Source organism: Sulfitobacter sp. UBA1132, from assembly GCF_002311545.1.
In the GTDB taxonomy this organism is placed as follows: Bacteria; Pseudomonadota; Alphaproteobacteria; order Rhodobacterales; family Rhodobacteraceae; genus Sulfitobacter; species Sulfitobacter pontiacus.
Map to the genome: position 1 here is coordinate 346,876 of NZ_DCAN01000011.1, position 13,824 is coordinate 360,699.

General features: G+C 60.8%; 14 protein-coding genes. 10 read left to right on the top strand and 4 right to left on the bottom strand.

Annotated features, from left to right (window positions below):
- The first annotated feature begins 204 nt into the window (after positions 1-204).
- The 6 genes from rpiA to B4F27_RS09335 all read left to right on the top strand — a co-directional run bounded on the left by rpiA (position 205) and on the right by B4F27_RS09335 (position 7,261).
- Positions 205-993, top strand: a complete 789-nt coding sequence (gene rpiA, locus B4F27_RS09310; RefSeq protein ID WP_005852551.1) for a ribose-5-phosphate isomerase RpiA — start codon at positions 205-207, stop codon at positions 991-993.
- Between the two features lie 21 nt (positions 994-1,014).
- On the top strand, positions 1,015-2,481 hold the full coding sequence (locus B4F27_RS09315; RefSeq protein ID WP_132996826.1) for an FAD-dependent oxidoreductase: 1,467 nt from the start codon (positions 1,015-1,017) through the stop codon (positions 2,479-2,481).
- Between the two features lie 93 nt (positions 2,482-2,574).
- Positions 2,575-3,798, top strand: a complete 1,224-nt coding sequence (gene hflK / locus B4F27_RS09320) for an FtsH protease activity modulator HflK (protein WP_197145963.1) — start codon at positions 2,575-2,577, stop codon at positions 3,796-3,798.
- Positions 3,798-4,709, top strand: coding sequence for a protease modulator HflC (hflC, locus tag B4F27_RS09325; protein WP_064216013.1), 912 nt, complete (start codon positions 3,798-3,800; stop codon positions 4,707-4,709). The genes hflK and hflC overlap by 1 nt, the downstream gene beginning before the upstream one ends.
- A gap of 240 nt (positions 4,710-4,949) precedes the next feature.
- Complete coding sequence (locus B4F27_RS09330; RefSeq protein ID WP_009826614.1) at positions 4,950-6,434, top strand: DegQ family serine endoprotease; 1,485 nt, start codon at positions 4,950-4,952, stop codon at positions 6,432-6,434.
- A 140-nt stretch (positions 6,435-6,574) separates the two neighbouring features.
- Positions 6,575-7,261, top strand: coding sequence for a TetR/AcrR family transcriptional regulator (locus tag B4F27_RS09335; protein ID WP_286759508.1), 687 nt, complete (start codon positions 6,575-6,577; stop codon positions 7,259-7,261).
- Here the strand turns inward: B4F27_RS09335 and B4F27_RS09340 are convergent.
- Positions 7,258-7,668, bottom strand: a complete 411-nt coding sequence (locus B4F27_RS09340) for a Fur family transcriptional regulator (RefSeq protein ID WP_286759509.1) — start codon at positions 7,666-7,668, stop codon at positions 7,258-7,260. The genes B4F27_RS09335 and B4F27_RS09340 overlap by 4 nt on opposite strands.
- A gap of 146 nt (positions 7,669-7,814) precedes the next feature.
- Between B4F27_RS09340 and B4F27_RS09345 the strand changes: the two genes are divergently transcribed.
- The 4 genes from B4F27_RS09345 to B4F27_RS09360 are packed head-to-tail and all read left to right on the top strand — an operon-like array spanning position 7,815 to position 11,340.
- Positions 7,815-8,720: a metal ABC transporter substrate-binding protein gene (locus B4F27_RS09345; RefSeq protein ID WP_414717693.1), complete on the top strand. Its 906-nt coding sequence runs from the start codon at positions 7,815-7,817 to the stop codon at positions 8,718-8,720.
- Between the two features lie 12 nt (positions 8,721-8,732).
- On the top strand, positions 8,733-9,629 hold the full coding sequence (locus B4F27_RS09350) for a manganese/iron ABC transporter ATP-binding protein (protein WP_286759609.1): 897 nt from the start codon (positions 8,733-8,735) through the stop codon (positions 9,627-9,629).
- Positions 9,626-10,501, top strand: coding sequence for a metal ABC transporter permease (locus tag B4F27_RS09355; protein ID WP_005852566.1), 876 nt, complete (start codon positions 9,626-9,628; stop codon positions 10,499-10,501). Before B4F27_RS09350 ends, B4F27_RS09355 begins: the two co-directional genes overlap by 4 nt.
- Positions 10,498-11,340: a metal ABC transporter permease gene (locus tag B4F27_RS09360; RefSeq protein WP_286759510.1), complete on the top strand. Its 843-nt coding sequence runs from the start codon at positions 10,498-10,500 to the stop codon at positions 11,338-11,340. The genes B4F27_RS09355 and B4F27_RS09360 overlap by 4 nt, the downstream gene beginning before the upstream one ends.
- A 21-nt stretch (positions 11,341-11,361) precedes the next feature.
- Here the strand turns inward: B4F27_RS09360 and B4F27_RS09365 are convergent, their stop codons facing one another.
- From B4F27_RS09365 to B4F27_RS09375, 3 genes are read right to left on the bottom strand one after another with little or no spacing between them, the layout of a single operon-like run.
- The gene (locus B4F27_RS09365) at positions 11,362-12,168 is read right to left on the bottom strand and encodes a carbohydrate ABC transporter permease (RefSeq protein WP_286759511.1); all 807 of its coding nucleotides are present in this window, start codon (positions 12,166-12,168) and stop codon (positions 11,362-11,364) included.
- A complete protein-coding gene (locus B4F27_RS09370; protein WP_286759512.1) occupies positions 12,168-13,040 on the bottom strand; it encodes a carbohydrate ABC transporter permease in 873 nt (290 codons plus the stop codon). The genes B4F27_RS09365 and B4F27_RS09370 overlap by 1 nt, the downstream gene beginning before the upstream one ends.
- A 21-nt stretch (positions 13,041-13,061) precedes the next feature.
- Entirely contained in the window at positions 13,062-13,817 is a 756-nt protein-coding gene (locus B4F27_RS09375) for a DeoR/GlpR family DNA-binding transcription regulator (protein ID WP_005852573.1), read from the bottom strand.
- Positions 13,818-13,824 lie beyond the last annotated feature (7 nt).

The following is a 13,824-nucleotide window of genomic DNA, read 5'->3' on the forward strand; positions in this document are numbered from 1 at the left end:
GGAGGCGGGCGATTGAAAACGACCGATCTGCGCGGTTTGCGGTACTCTATCCAGATTATCGGCGCATAACACCCCCGTGGCGTCGTGGCGCAGACCATGTGTCACCGCCCGCAGGCCACGCGACGCGACGACAATGCGGTTTTGAGGGTCGCGCGCCGGCGCGGCTGCGTCTATAAGGGCGTCGATTAACGAGGAGTCGCTGCCATGACCGGAGAATTGTCACCCATCGATAAGGCCAAATTTGTCGCCGCCAAACGCGCTGCACAATTTGTAGAAGACGGAATGCGCGTCGGATTGGGCACCGGCTCTACCGCCGCGTGGCTGGTGCGCTGCCTGGGCGAGATGGTGCGCGACGACGGCTTGCGGATCAAGGGCGTGCCCACGTCGACCCGTACCGCGCAGCTGGCGCGCGAAGTGGGGATCGAGGTGATCAGCCTTGATGAAGCCAAATGGCTGGACCTGACCATCGACGGCGCGGACGAGTTCGACGGAGAGCTGAACCTGATCAAGGGCGGCGGCGGTGCCTTGCTGCAAGAAAAGATCGTGGCCACCGCCTCCGATCAAATGGTCGTGATTGCCGACATCGGTAAAGAGGTCGAAACACTGGGCGCATTTCCCCTTCCGGTAGAGGTTATTCCCTTCGGATGGCAGACCACACAAGCGCTTGTCGAAGAGACTTTGGTGTCTATGGACGTGCTGGGGCGCAATTCCACGCTGCGTATGAACGGCGACATCCCCTTCGTGACGGACGAGGGGAACTATATCCTTGACCTGCATCTCAAGCGGATCGGCAACACCCGCCAGATGGCCTTGGTCATGAACCAGATGCCGGGCGTAGTTGAAAACGGGCTATTCATTGATATCTGTGATGCCGTTGTGATCGGCTATGGCGATGGCCGCGTCGAAGTGCGCGACATCAACGAAGGCACTGTTGATCGCGATAAGATGGAGTTTGTCGAGACGGATAACCTGTTCTCCGACCTGAGCGATTAACAAAGAAAGGCCCCGGCCCAGATGAGCGATTTTGATTACGACCTTTTTGTCATTGGTGGCGGTTCCGGCGGCGTGCGCGCGGCACGTGTCGCGGCGGGCGAATACGGGGCCAAAGTCGCCCTCGCCGAAGAGGACCGCTATGGTGGGACATGCGTGATCCGGGGCTGCGTGCCGAAAAAGCTGATGGTTTTTGCCTCGGGTTATGCCGAGCTGGTGGACGAGGCGCAGTGCTTTGGCTGGGACATCAAGCCGGGCACCTTCGACTGGCACGCGTTCAAGACCCGTTTGAACACTGAACTGGACCGGCTGGAAGGCGTCTATCGCAAGCTCTTGGCCAATTCGGACGTCGATACCTTTGACCAGCGCGCCACGATCAAGGATGCGCATACGGTGCAGTTAGCGAACGGCGAAACCCGCACGGCCAAACACATCTTGCTAGCCACCGGCGGCCGTCCGGTACGCCCTGATGTGCCGAACGCCCAGCTTGGGATTGTGTCGGACGATATCTTCCATCTCGAAAGCCTGCCCAAGTCGATCCTTATTGTGGGTGGCGGCTATATCGGCTGTGAATTCGCCTGTATCCTGAATGGCTTGGGCGTCGAGGTGACGATGTACAACCGCGCGGCACAGATCCTGCGCGGTTTTGATGACGAGGCCCGCGGACTGATCGCTGAATCGATGACAAATGCAGGCGTCGATATCCACTGCGGCACCAGCATCGTCGAAATGGCGCTGGAATCCGAACACGAGGCGGGCACCATGCCCAGCAACTCTGACGCGGCGATGGGGGCCACGGCTGAACAATCGAACGAGCTGAACAATTGCGACGCGCGCGCGGGCACGCAGGGGCCGATCTGGGTCAAAGCCTCCAACGGGGCCGAGAAGGTCTTTGACATGGTGCTGTTCGCCACAGGGCGCGCACCGAATACCGATGGCATGGGGTTGGAAGAGGTCGGCGTATCGCTGGGCCGGCGCCAAGAGGTCGAAGTCGACGAATACAGCCAGTCGGGCGTCCCGTCGATCTATGCTATCGGCGATGTCACCGACCGCGTGAACCTGACACCTGTTGCGATCCGCGAAGGTATGGCCTTTGTGCAAACCGTCTTTGGCGGCAACCCGACACCCGTGGATCACGACCTGATCCCGTCGGCCGTGTTCACACAGCCCGAATTCGGCACCGTCGGCCTGACAGAAGAGCAAGCGGCAGAGCAGGAACCGGTCGAGATTTATTCGGCGTCGTTCCGGCCCATGCAAACGGCCTTTGCCGAGAAGAACAAACGTGTGATGATGAAGCTGATCGTCAGCAAGGAAACACGCGTCGTTCTGGGGTGCCACATCGTCGCACCGAACGCGGGCGAGCTGATCCAGCTGGTGGGCATTGCCGTGAAAGCGGGGCTGACAAAAGAGCAATTCGATGCGACCTGCGCCGTGCACCCGACCATGTCCGAAGAGCTGGTCACCATGCGCAGTCCGACACGCACTGCTTGAAGTTCGGGCGAATATGCCCAACTCTGCACAAGATAAAACCGCGTAGGCGGTTGGGATAGGGCCGCTGTAGCGGCCATACATAGGGAAGAATTAATGGCTGGAAATACAGGCGGTCCTTGGGGCGGCGGAGGAAACTCAGGCGGTGGGAACAATGGTGGCGACCGCAACCGGCCCGGAGGGCAGCGGCCCACCGGTGGTGGCGGGCGCGGTCCGGGTGGCGACAAAGGTCAGATGCCCGAGATCGACGATCTGGTGAAAAAGGGTCAGGAACAGCTGCGCGTCCTCATGGGCGGCAAAGGCGGCAGCCGAAACTCCGGCGGCTCTGGCGGGAATATGGGCGGCGCAGGCCCCAAGTTCACCCGCGGCACAGTGGGGCTGGGTCTGGTGGCGGCCGCTGTCGTCTGGGGGATGGCAAGCTTTTATACCGTGCGCCCTGAACAACAGTCGATCGAACTCTTCCTTGGGGAGTTTTCAGGCATCGGGACAGAGGGTCTGAACTTTGCCCCTTGGCCCTTTGTCACTGCCGAAGTCTTTGACGTAACCACCAACCGCGCCGAAACCATCGGCGCAGGACGCAGTGGCGACGACAACGAAGGGCTGATGCTGACCACGGATGAAAACATCGTCGACATCGACTTTCAGGTCGTCTGGAACGTGAAGAACGCCGAGAACTTCAAGTTCTCGCTGCGGGATCCGCAAATGGCGGTGCGTGCGATTTCTGAATCCGCCATGCGCGAGATCATCGCCCAGTCCGAGCTGGCACCGATCCTCAACCGTGACCGTGCCACCATCGAAGCCTCCGCGCGCGAGCTGATCCAGACCACGCTTGATAACCGCGAGACCGGGATCAACATCATCCGAGTCAACTTCAACAAGGTGGATCCGCCCAGCCAGACGGTCACCGTGACGGATGCAAATGGCAACACGACGCAGGAATCCGTCATCGACGCCTTCCGTGACGTGCAAGCTGCCGAACAGGAACGCGATCGGGTCGAACGTCAAGCTGACGCTTATGCCAACCGCCGCACCGCCGAAGCCCGTGGTGAATCCGCCCGTCTGCTGGAAGCCGCCGAAGGTTACCGCGCACGTGTGGTCAACGACGCCGTGGGTGAGGCAAGCCGCTTTGAAGCGGTGTTGCAGGAATACGCAGCCGCACCCGATGTGACCCGTCGTCGTCTGTACATTGAAACCATGGAGAAAGTACTGGGAGACGTGGACAAGATCATCCTCGAAAACGGCTCTGACGGAACCGGGCAGGGGGTCGTGCCTTACCTGCCGCTCAATGAACTCCGCAACTCCAACCGAGGATCGAACTGATGCGTAAACTCAATATCCTCATCCCCGTGGTTGTGATCGCAGCCGTTGTCGCCCTGTCGTCGATCTTTATCGTGGACGAACGTGAACGCGCGCTGGTGCTGCGTTTCGGCCAGATCAAACAGGTGCGTGAAGACGCGGGCATCGGGTTCAAAATCCCGCTGCTGGATGAAGTCGTCCGCTACGACGACCGTATCCTGTCGCTTGAAACGCCGATGATCGAGGTCACCCCAGCCGATGACCGTCGTCTCGAAGTGGATGCCTTTGTGCTGTACCGCATCAACAGCGTGCGCCAGTTCCGTCAGGCCCTTGGCACCGACGGTGGCCGTCAGGCTGAAATCCAGTTGAACGGTATTCTTGACGGTCAGATCCGTGCGGTTCTGGGCTCGCAGGGTGTGACATCCAACACCATCCTGTCGCCTGAACGCTCTGCCCTGATGGACCAGATCCGCGAACGTTCTGACGCGCGTGCGCAGGCGCTTGGTCTGGATGTGGTCGATGTGCGTTTGCGCCAGACCAACCTGCCAGAGCAGAACTTTGACGCGACCCTGCAGCGGATGATCGCTGAACGTGACCGCGAAGCGACCGATGAACGCGCCCGTGGCCGCGAGGCGGCGCAACGTGTCACCGCCCTTGCGGATCGTACCTACGAGGAAATCCTGTCGGAAGCCCGTCGTGACGCCCGTATCACCGAAGGTGAGGCCGACGCCGAGCGGAACAAGATCTTTGCGCAAGCCTACTCCAAGGATGCGGAGTTCTTTGAATTCTACCGCTCGCTCAGCGCTTACGAGCAAGCGTTGAAGGGCGAGAATTCTACCATGGTGATGTCGCCCGACAGCGAGTTCTTTAACTATCTCAAGTCGGACGAAGGCAGCCGCAGCCAACGCGCGACCACCACCGGGACTGACAACTGATCCTATCCACGGTGCACGTTCAAACAGGGGCTGGCAGAAATGCCGGCCCCTGTTTCGTTTGGGGGCATGACCCCGGGATCAACGGGATAAGGGGCGGCAATTTCGCATAGAAACCGAGGGTCGCGTTGACATGCGCGTGAGGATGACCATCTTTCACCTTGCAGCAGGGGGTTTGCAGATGCACTCTGCCAAGGACACATAAACGGGGTGTATCGCCCCTTATAAAACCGGAGTTGACGAATGCAGCCAAAGGCCGTTTCCCTGTCGCGTACCGACGCAATATCGCCCCAGATCAAATGGTTGATGATGGGCATGCTGGCGCTGGCTTTTGTCCTGATGCAGGCCGTGGTCGCACTGGCCAAACCCGAAAGCCTTGCGCCGCTTGCGGAAAAGATCAGCCCGTCGGTCGTGAATATCACCACCTCCACCACCGTTGAAGGGCGCACGGGCCCCCGTGGCATCGTACCCGAAGGCTCCCCCTTCGAGGATTTCTTCAAGGAATTCCGTGACCGCAACAATGGTGGCGAAGCCCCCGCGCCACGCAAATCGTCGGCGCTTGGGTCGGGGTTTGTCATCTCTGAAGACGGGTTCGTCGTGACCAACAACCACGTGATCGAAGGCGCCGACGAGATTACCATCGAGTTTTTCACTGGCCTTGAACTGAAGGCCGAAGTCATCGGCACCGACCCCAACACCGATATTGCCCTGCTTAAGGTCGAAGCGCCAAGCGCGCTGCCGTTCGTCAGCTTCGGCGACAGCAATGCCGCCCGCGTTGGTGACTGGGTGCTGGCGATGGGGAACCCGCTGGGGCAGGGGTTTTCCGTCTCGGCCGGTATCGTCTCGGCGCGCAACCGTGCCTTGTCGGGAACCTATGATGACTATATCCAGACGGACGCTGCCATTAACCGCGGCAACTCCGGCGGGCCGTTGTTCAATATGGATGGCGAAGTTATCGGCGTGAACACCGCGATCCTGTCGCCCAACGGCGGCTCCATCGGGATCGGTTTCTCGATGGCGTCGAATGTCGTGACGCGTGTTGTGAATCAGCTCAAGGAATTCGGCGAAACCCGTCGCGGCTGGTTGGGTGTGCGTATTCAGGACGTTACTCAGGATGTGGCCGACGCGATGGGGCTTGCCAAAGCGTCCGGCGCGTTGATCACAGATGTACCGGACGGCCCTGCCAAGGATGCGGGCCTGAAAACCGGTGATGTGATCCTCAGCTTTGCAGGGGTCGAGGTTGAAGACACACGCGGTCTGGTCCGTCAGGTGGGCAACAGCACTGTCGGGGCCTCGGTCCGCGTGACTGTCCTGCGCGAGGGGAAATCCCAGACGCTCAAGGTCAAGCTGGGCCGCCGCGAAGATGCCGAGGGGGCAGGGGCGTCGGCCTCGGCACCAGAGGATGAGGCAGAGCCCGAAGCGCCTGCGTCAAAGTCGGTGCTTGGTCTGACAATCACGCCGCTGACGGATGATCTGCGTACCGAGCTTGGGGCGGATGATTCAGTCGAGGGTCTGGCCGTGACCGAGGTTGACGAGATGTCGGAAGCCTTCGAGAAAGGCCTGCGTGTCGGGGACATCATCACCGAGGCGGGCCAACAGCCGATCCTGTCCATCACCGATCTGGAGGACCGCATCACCGAGGCCAAAGACGGCGGGCGCAAGTCGCTGCTGCTGTTGGTGCGCCGCGCAGGTGACCCGCGCTTTGTGGCCTTGGGTCTGGGCGACTAAACCCGCCCCACATCGCTGAAAAACATTGCCCCCGTCGGTCCCCGCACCGGCGGGGGTTTTGCGTGGGGCGCGTCTGCACGCTGCCGGTTGTTTCGCATATCGAAAGCCGATAGGATTTACGTCAAATGAAGGACAGCCCCATGCACGACACATCCACAACGGCCATTCGCAGCGATCGGCTGTCTGCGCTGCGCACCCAAATGCTGGCAGAGGCGGAGATTACCAGCGTGCAGAACCAGTCGCTGATCCAAAGCCGCCGCGAACAGATTTGCGAGGCGGCTTTGTCGCTGTTTCTTGAAAAAGGCTTTGCCGCCACCACGATCCGCGACATCTGTGCGCGCTCGGGCGTCAATCAGGCCAGCATCTATGATTATATCGCGAATAAGAACGACATCCTGCGCCGCCTGCTGAACCAGCTGTGGTTCCGCGAGGACGTGTCGACGCTGCCGATCATCCTGCTGGATGAACACCTGTCACTTGAAGACGCCTTCGAGAAATACTTCCGCGAAAGCTGGTCAATGAAACGGGATGGCACGCTGCTGGCCTACCGGTGCGTGCCGCATATGCAGGCCGAAGACCGTCGCGCCCTGCATGCGCGCGAGTTTGCGGTGATGAAGGATCTGGCCGACCAGCTTGCCTCGCGTCTGGGGATGCACAGCGACGATCAACGGCTTGATATCGTTGCCAATCTGATGGTGTTCCTATCAGCCTTCGGCCCCATGCGCGACTGGCTGATCCGTGACATCCCGGACGAGGTGATTCTGCGCACGATCTCGGCCGGTGCGGCGGCGATGGTCAGATCGCTTGCGGATCAGACGCAGACCTAAAGTTTGCGCGCGCGGATTACCGTGTGGTGGCTGACCAGCTCATATCCCATCTCGGCCGCGACACGATCCAGCAGCGTCGCAATCTCGGTCCCTGGAATTTCTACCAGATCCCCGCTTTCGACATCGACCAGATGGTCGTGGTCGGTATGGGGCATCATCTCGTAGCGGGCAGGGGCATCATCCAGCACCAGTTTGCGCACCAGCCCCGCGTTTTCAAGCACTGACATCGTGCGATAGACCGTGGCGACAGACACGGTGTCATCCAGCCTGCGCGCCTTTTCATACAGGTCTTCGACATTGGGGTGATCGTCGGTTTCCGACAGCAGCGATACGATGGTTGTACGCTGTGGCGTGACCCGCAGGCCCGCTTCACGCAGCAATTGCTTGTAATCAGCGCTGTGGGTCAAACCGATGTCCTTTCTCGTCTGCCTTCTTGTTACGCAAGATTCATCTTGCCCGCAAGTTTATGCGACCTATTCTTATTTGCATGTTTGACATATGCGACTAATTCGCATTTACATCTAGCGAATGCATTGCTCCTTGGAGGAACAGAATGAGAAAGAATGTGCTGGCGTCGGTTTTTGCCCCGGTTCTTGGTGTCGCGGCGATGGCGGGCGTGCCTGCGATTGCGGCTGATTTCAAAGTCGTCACGACCTTTACGGTCCTTGCCGATATGGCGCAGCAGGTGGGCGGCGATGCGGCAGAGGTGGTATCGATCACTAAGCCGGGTGCCGAAATCCACGGCTATGAGCCCACCCCGCGCGATATCGTGGGCGCGGTGGATGCCGATCTGATCCTGTGGAACGGCATGAACCTAGAGCTGTGGTTCGAGCAGTTCATCTCGAACCTCGGGGATATTCCGTCGGCCACGCTGACCGACGGGGTGGAGCCGATCTCTATCGGGGAGGGGGAGTATGAGGGCAAGCCGAACCCCCACGCCTGGATGGGGCTGGATAACGCGCTGATCTACGTCGACAATATCGCGGCAGCTTTTGCCGAACACGACCCTGACAACGCGGCGACCTATGCCGCCAACGCAGAGAGCTACAAACAGGAAATCCGCGATACGATCACGCCCCTGCGGGACCGCATTGCGCAAATCCCCGAAGACCAGCGTTGGCTGGTGACCTGTGAAGGCGCGTTCAGCTACCTCGCGCGGGATTTCGGGATGAAAGAGCTCTACCTCTGGCCGATGAACGCCGACCAGACCGGCACGCCGCAGCAGGTGCGCAAAGTCATCGATTCCGTGCGCGACAATGATATTCCGGTCGTTTTCTGTGAAAGCACGGTGAATACCTCGCCTGCAAAGCAGGTCGCGCGGGAAACCGGCGCTGCTTATGGTGGTGTGCTGTATGTCGATAGCCTCAGCACCGCCGAGGGGCCCGTGCCAAGCTATCTGGACTTGCTGCGCGTCACCTCGCAGACTGTCGCGGACGGTCTGGATGCAGGCCTGAAGTAAATGGATACCCCTATGCACCCCGCCCCCACGACGACCCCAGATGCCAGCCTTGCGCCCGACGCGATCGGCATCAAGGCCACCGATGTGACCGTGACCTATCGCAACGGCCACACCGCGCTTTATGATGCCAGCTTCGAGATCCCGCGCGGTACGATCACGGCGCTGGTCGGGGTGAACGGGGCGGGGAAATCCACGCTGTTCAAGGCGATCATGGGCTTTGTGCCCGCCGCGCAGGGGCAGATCATCCTGCTGGGCAAGACCGTCAAACAGGCGTTGCGAGAAAACCTTGTGGCCTATGTCCCCCAGTCCGAAGAGGTCGATTGGGCCTTTCCGGTGCTGGTGCAGGATGTGGTAATGATGGGGCGCTATGGGCACATGGGGTTCCTACGCCGTCCCAAAGCCGCCGATCATGCGGCGGTGGACGATGCTCTGCGCCGCGTCAACATGACCGATTTCCGCCACCGCCAGATCGGAGAGCTGTCCGGCGGGCAGCGCAAACGTGTGTTTCTGGCGCGCGCCTTGGCGCAGAACGGGCAGGTGATCCTGCTGGACGAACCCTTTACCGGCGTAGACGTGAAGACCGAGGACCAGATCATCGACCTGCTGCGCGAGTTGCGCGACGAAGGGCGGGTGATGCTGGTGTCGACGCATAACCTGGGCTCTGTCCCGGAATTCTGTGACCGGACCGTCTTGGTCAAGGGCACGGTGCTGGCCTATGGGCCGACGGAAACAGTCTTTACCCATGACAATCTGGAAACGGCTTTTGGCGGGGTGCTGCGGCACTTTACCCTCGGGGGCCAAGACCTGCACGATGACGACGACGGGCGCGAGCTGCGGATCATCACCGACGATGAACGCCCCTTCGTGCATTATGGCGAACGCATCGACACCTCCGAGGACGACACATGATCGACCTGCTGCTAGAGCCGTTCAGCTATGATTATATGTTCAACGCCATGTGGGTGTCAGCGATGGTGGGGGCGGTTTGCGCCTTTCTGTCGTGCTATCTGATGCTCAAGGGCTGGTCGCTGATCGGCGACGCGCTGAGCCATTCTGTCGTGCCCGGTGTGGCGGGGGCCTATATGCTGGGGCTGCCCTTTGCGCTTGGCGCGTTTCTGGCGGGCGGCATGGCGGCGGGGGCGATGCTGTTTCTGTCGGGGCGGTCGGGGCTGAAGATCGACGTGATCATTGGCATCATCTTTACCGCTTTTTTCGGCTTGGGCCTGTTCATGGTGTCGCTATCGCCCATGTCGGTTAGCATCCAGACCATCATTATGGGCAATATCCTTGCCATCGCGCCGCAGGATATCGTGCAGTTGGCGATCATCGGGGTTGTCTGTCTGACCGTGCTGCTGCTGAAGTGGAAAGACCTGATGGTCACCTTCTTTGACGAAAACCACGCACGCTCCATCGGGTTGCGGCCCGAGCTGTTGAAGGCGGTGTTCTTCATGCTGCTGTCGGCGGCGGTGGTGGCGGCAATGATGACCGTCGGTGCCTTTCTGGTGATCGCCATGGTCGTAACACCGGGGGCGACGGCCTATCTGCTGTGCGACCGTTTCCCGCGGCTGATCATCGTATCGGTGCTGATCGGCACGATCACCAGCTTTCTGGGGGCCTATGCCAGCTATTTTCTGGACGGGGCGACAGGCGGGGTGATCGTCACGCTGCAAACCGCGATCTTCCTGCTGGCCTTTGTTTTTGCGCCCAAACACGGTGTGCTGGCCGCGCGGCGCAAGGCTGCGGCGGCGCTCAAATCCTTGCGAGACGGGGTGGCCCCATGATCGAGACGTTGCTGTTTCCCTTCCAGTTTCCCTTCATGCAGAACGCTTTCTGGATCGTCCTGCTGGTCGCCCCGCCGACGGCGTTGCTGTCATGCTTTCTGGTGCTCAAGGGCTGGGCCTTGATGGGCGATGCGGTCAGCCATGCGGTCCTGCCGGGGGTCGTGCTGGCCTGGATCACGGGGCTGCCGCTGATTGTAGGGGCCTTTGCCGCGGGCATGTCCTGCGCGATGCTGACCGGATACCTGAGCTATAACAGCCGGATCAAACAGGACACCGTGATGGGGGTCGTCTTTTCGGGCATGTTCGGGATCGGCATCATCATGTACACCTCGATCACCACGAACCAGCATCTGGATCACGTGTTGTTCGGCAATATGCTGGGCGTCGGCGCGCAGGATCTTTGGACGGCGGGGCTGATCTCGGCCTTTGTGACGGCGTTTCTGGTGCTCAAGTGGAAAGATCTGCTGCTGCACGCCTTTGACCCCGCACAGGCGCAGGCCAGCGGGCTGCACACGGGGTTCTTGCATTATGGGTTGCTGGCGGTGTTGTCGCTGACCATCGTGGCGACGCTGACGGCGACGGGGCTGATCCTTGCGGTGGCGTTGCTGGTCACACCGGGGGCGATTGCCTTTCAGGTGGTGCGCAGCTTTGGCCCGATGCTGATCGTATCTGTGCTGGTCTGCCTGTTGTCGATGTTCGCGGGCGTCTACGCCAGCTTCTTTCTGGACAGCGCACCGGCTCCGACAATCGTGTTGATCCTGACGGTGATCTTTGTCCTCGCCTTCATCAACCGTTTGCTGGTGACGCGCCGCACCTCGCGTCAGGCGGCACGGGGGTAGCCTTGAAGGGGAGGGCGGGCTCTAGACCCGCCCGACCTTGAACCCGCGGGACAGATGATTGCGCATGGCAAACAGCAGCAATGCGCCGGGCAGCATAGAGGTCAGGGTAAAGGCCATGACCATCCCGATATCCGTCTGAAAGCCGAACATCGCGCTTAGCGCCATAGAGATCGGCTTGCCGTTGGTGGTGGTCAGGATGCGGGCAAAGACGACTTCTACCCAGCTGAACATAAAGCAGAAAAACGCAGTCACCGCGATGCCGGGCGCGATCTGCGGTAGCAGGATTTTCCAGATGTAGCGGGGGCGCGAATAGCCATCAAGGAAGGCCGTCTCGTCCATCTCGCGCGGGACGGCGGCGATGAAGCCCTGCAGAATCCAGATCGACACCGGCAGGTTGAACAGACAATGGGCCAGCGCGATGCCGGTGACCGAGTTGACGATGCCAAGCACCGAGAAAAGCTGGAAGATCGGCAGGGTCAGCACCACCGGCGGGGTGATCCGAAAGGCGATGAAGCTGAAGAACAGGTGTTTGTCCCCCAGAAACGACAGCCGCGCAAAGGCAAAGGCCGCGGGCAGGGCGACGGGGATGGTGATCGCGATATTGATCAGCACATAGGCGACTGAATTGCCAAAGGCCGCGCGCAAGCTCGGGTCGGCCCAGATGGCGCGATAGTTGCGCAGCGTCGTCTCGCCCAAGCTCAGCCCGTCCTGCGCCAGCGTCGCGGTAAAGCTTAACACCGTCATCTGCACCAGCGGCAGGATGGTAAAGAGGATGAACGCCCCCAGCAGCGCCAGCTTGATCACGGGCCATGCCCGAGGCGGTATCATCACGGCACCCCCGGTTTGGGATCGTCAAGCTCCGCCTGCACCTTGGTAAAGACCCATGCGACCGATAGCACGATCAGGAAATATAGCACTGACCGCGCGGCCGAGGGGCCGTAGTTGAACGCCTTGATCTCCTCCCCCAGATCCACGGCCAGAAACAGGCTGGCCTCGGCCGGCCCCCCGGCATTGATCGGAAAGGCCTCGGTGTAGATCATGAAACTGTCCATGAACCGCAGCAGCACCGCCATGAGCAGCACATGCTGCAACCGCGGCAGCTGGATGTGGCGAAACACCTGCCACGGGCGCGCCCCATCGATGGCGGCCGCCTGATAAAGCGGATCGGGGATGGTGGTCAGCGCGCTATAGGCGAGGATGACCACAAGGCTGGTCCAGTGCCACGTGTCCATTGCCAAGATCACCACCCAGGTCAGCACGGCGCTGTCCTTCCACGCGGCGGGCCAACCGTAACCCGCCAGCCACTGCCCCAAAATGCCTGTGTCGTCGTTCATCAGGCTCAGCCAGAGCGCAGGGATCATATTCCACGGTACCAGCAGCGGCAGCGACAGCACAGCCAAGGCCGCACCCGCCCAGATCCGCCCGCGCGGGATGCACAGGGCCAGCGCGACCCCCAGCGGGATCTGGATGCACAGCACAAAGGTCGAGAACAGCGCGCTGCGCCCGAAGCTCGCCCAGAAACGCGGGGCGGTGATCAGGTCGCGAAACCATTCGGTGCCGATCCAGAAGCGCGATTGCAGGGTGAAAATCTCGAAAAACGAATAGTTGATGACGGTGACCAGCGGGATCAGCCCGACTACCCCCAGCAAGAGGCAGGCGGGGGCGACAAAAAGCCAGCCGCGCGGGTCATGCTGCTTCATGGGGTTCTGTCCATGTTTGGGTCAGGCGGTCACAACCGAGGTGCCCCAGCCCGCGCATTCCGCCTTCAGCGCATCGGGCAGGTGGTGGTCGGTGAACAGCGTGTTCACATCGCGCAGCGAACAGATCGTCAGCGGGGCCTTGCGCTGGAACTTCAGGTGGTCGGCCACGACCATCACCGTGCGTGACCGCCCGATGGCGGACCGGCTGACCAGCACCTCTTGCCCGTCGAAATCCAGCAGATCGCCATCCGCATCAATGGCAGAACAGCCCAGAACCGAGAAATCGAACTTGAACTGTTTGACCATCTCAGCAGTCAGCCCGCCCACCATGCCGCCATCCGCACGGCGCAAGACGCCGCCTGTCAGGATGATCTCGCAGCTTTGGTTGGCGGCGAGGATATTGGCGATGTTGAGGTTGTTCGTCACCACCAGCAGGTTTTCGTGATGCAGCATTTCCTGCGCGACCGCTTCGGTACTGGTGCCGATGTTCATGAACACCGACGCCCCATGCGGTATAGCCTGCGCGCAATGTTCGGCGATGGCGCGTTTGCCTTCCTCGTTCAGGCGGCGGCGTTCGTCATAGACGATATTCACCACCCCCGACGGGATCACCGCGCCGCCATGCACCCGTTCCAGCTTGCCGCTTTCAGCAAGCTCGGACAGGTCGCGGCGGATGGTCTGCACGGTGACATTATACGCCTCTGCCAGCCCGTCGACGGTGACTTTGCCGTCCTTGCGCGCCAGCTCCAAAATCTCGCGCTGTCTGAAATTTGACATAGATCCC

Excerpts from the sequence above, each read along its gene's own strand:
- rpiA (WP_005852551.1), top strand. The coding sequence starts at position 205 with ATGACCGGAGAATTGTCACCCATCGATAAGGCCAAATTTGTCGCCGCC.
- B4F27_RS09315 (WP_132996826.1), top strand. The coding sequence starts at position 1,015 with ATGAGCGATTTTGATTACGACCTTTTTGTCATTGGTGGCGGTTCCGGC.
- hflK (WP_197145963.1), top strand. The coding sequence starts at position 2,575 with ATGGCTGGAAATACAGGCGGTCCTTGGGGCGGCGGAGGAAACTCAGGC.
- hflC (WP_064216013.1), top strand. The coding sequence starts at position 3,798 with ATGCGTAAACTCAATATCCTCATCCCCGTGGTTGTGATCGCAGCCGTT.
- B4F27_RS09330 (WP_009826614.1), top strand. The coding sequence starts at position 4,950 with ATGCAGCCAAAGGCCGTTTCCCTGTCGCGTACCGACGCAATATCGCCC.
- B4F27_RS09335 (WP_286759508.1), top strand. The coding sequence starts at position 6,575 with ATGCACGACACATCCACAACGGCCATTCGCAGCGATCGGCTGTCTGCG.
- B4F27_RS09345 (WP_414717693.1), top strand. The coding sequence starts at position 7,815 with ATGAGAAAGAATGTGCTGGCGTCGGTTTTTGCCCCGGTTCTTGGTGTC.
- B4F27_RS09350 (WP_286759609.1), top strand. The coding sequence starts at position 8,733 with ATGCACCCCGCCCCCACGACGACCCCAGATGCCAGCCTTGCGCCCGAC.
- B4F27_RS09355 (WP_005852566.1), top strand. The coding sequence starts at position 9,626 with ATGATCGACCTGCTGCTAGAGCCGTTCAGCTATGATTATATGTTCAAC.
- B4F27_RS09360 (WP_286759510.1), top strand. The coding sequence starts at position 10,498 with ATGATCGAGACGTTGCTGTTTCCCTTCCAGTTTCCCTTCATGCAGAAC.
- B4F27_RS09365 (WP_286759511.1), bottom strand. The coding sequence starts at position 12,168 with ATGATACCGCCTCGGGCATGGCCCGTGATCAAGCTGGCGCTGCTGGGG.
- B4F27_RS09370 (WP_286759512.1), bottom strand. The coding sequence starts at position 13,040 with ATGAAGCAGCATGACCCGCGCGGCTGGCTTTTTGTCGCCCCCGCCTGC.
- B4F27_RS09375 (WP_005852573.1), bottom strand. The coding sequence starts at position 13,817 with ATGTCAAATTTCAGACAGCGCGAGATTTTGGAGCTGGCGCGCAAGGAC.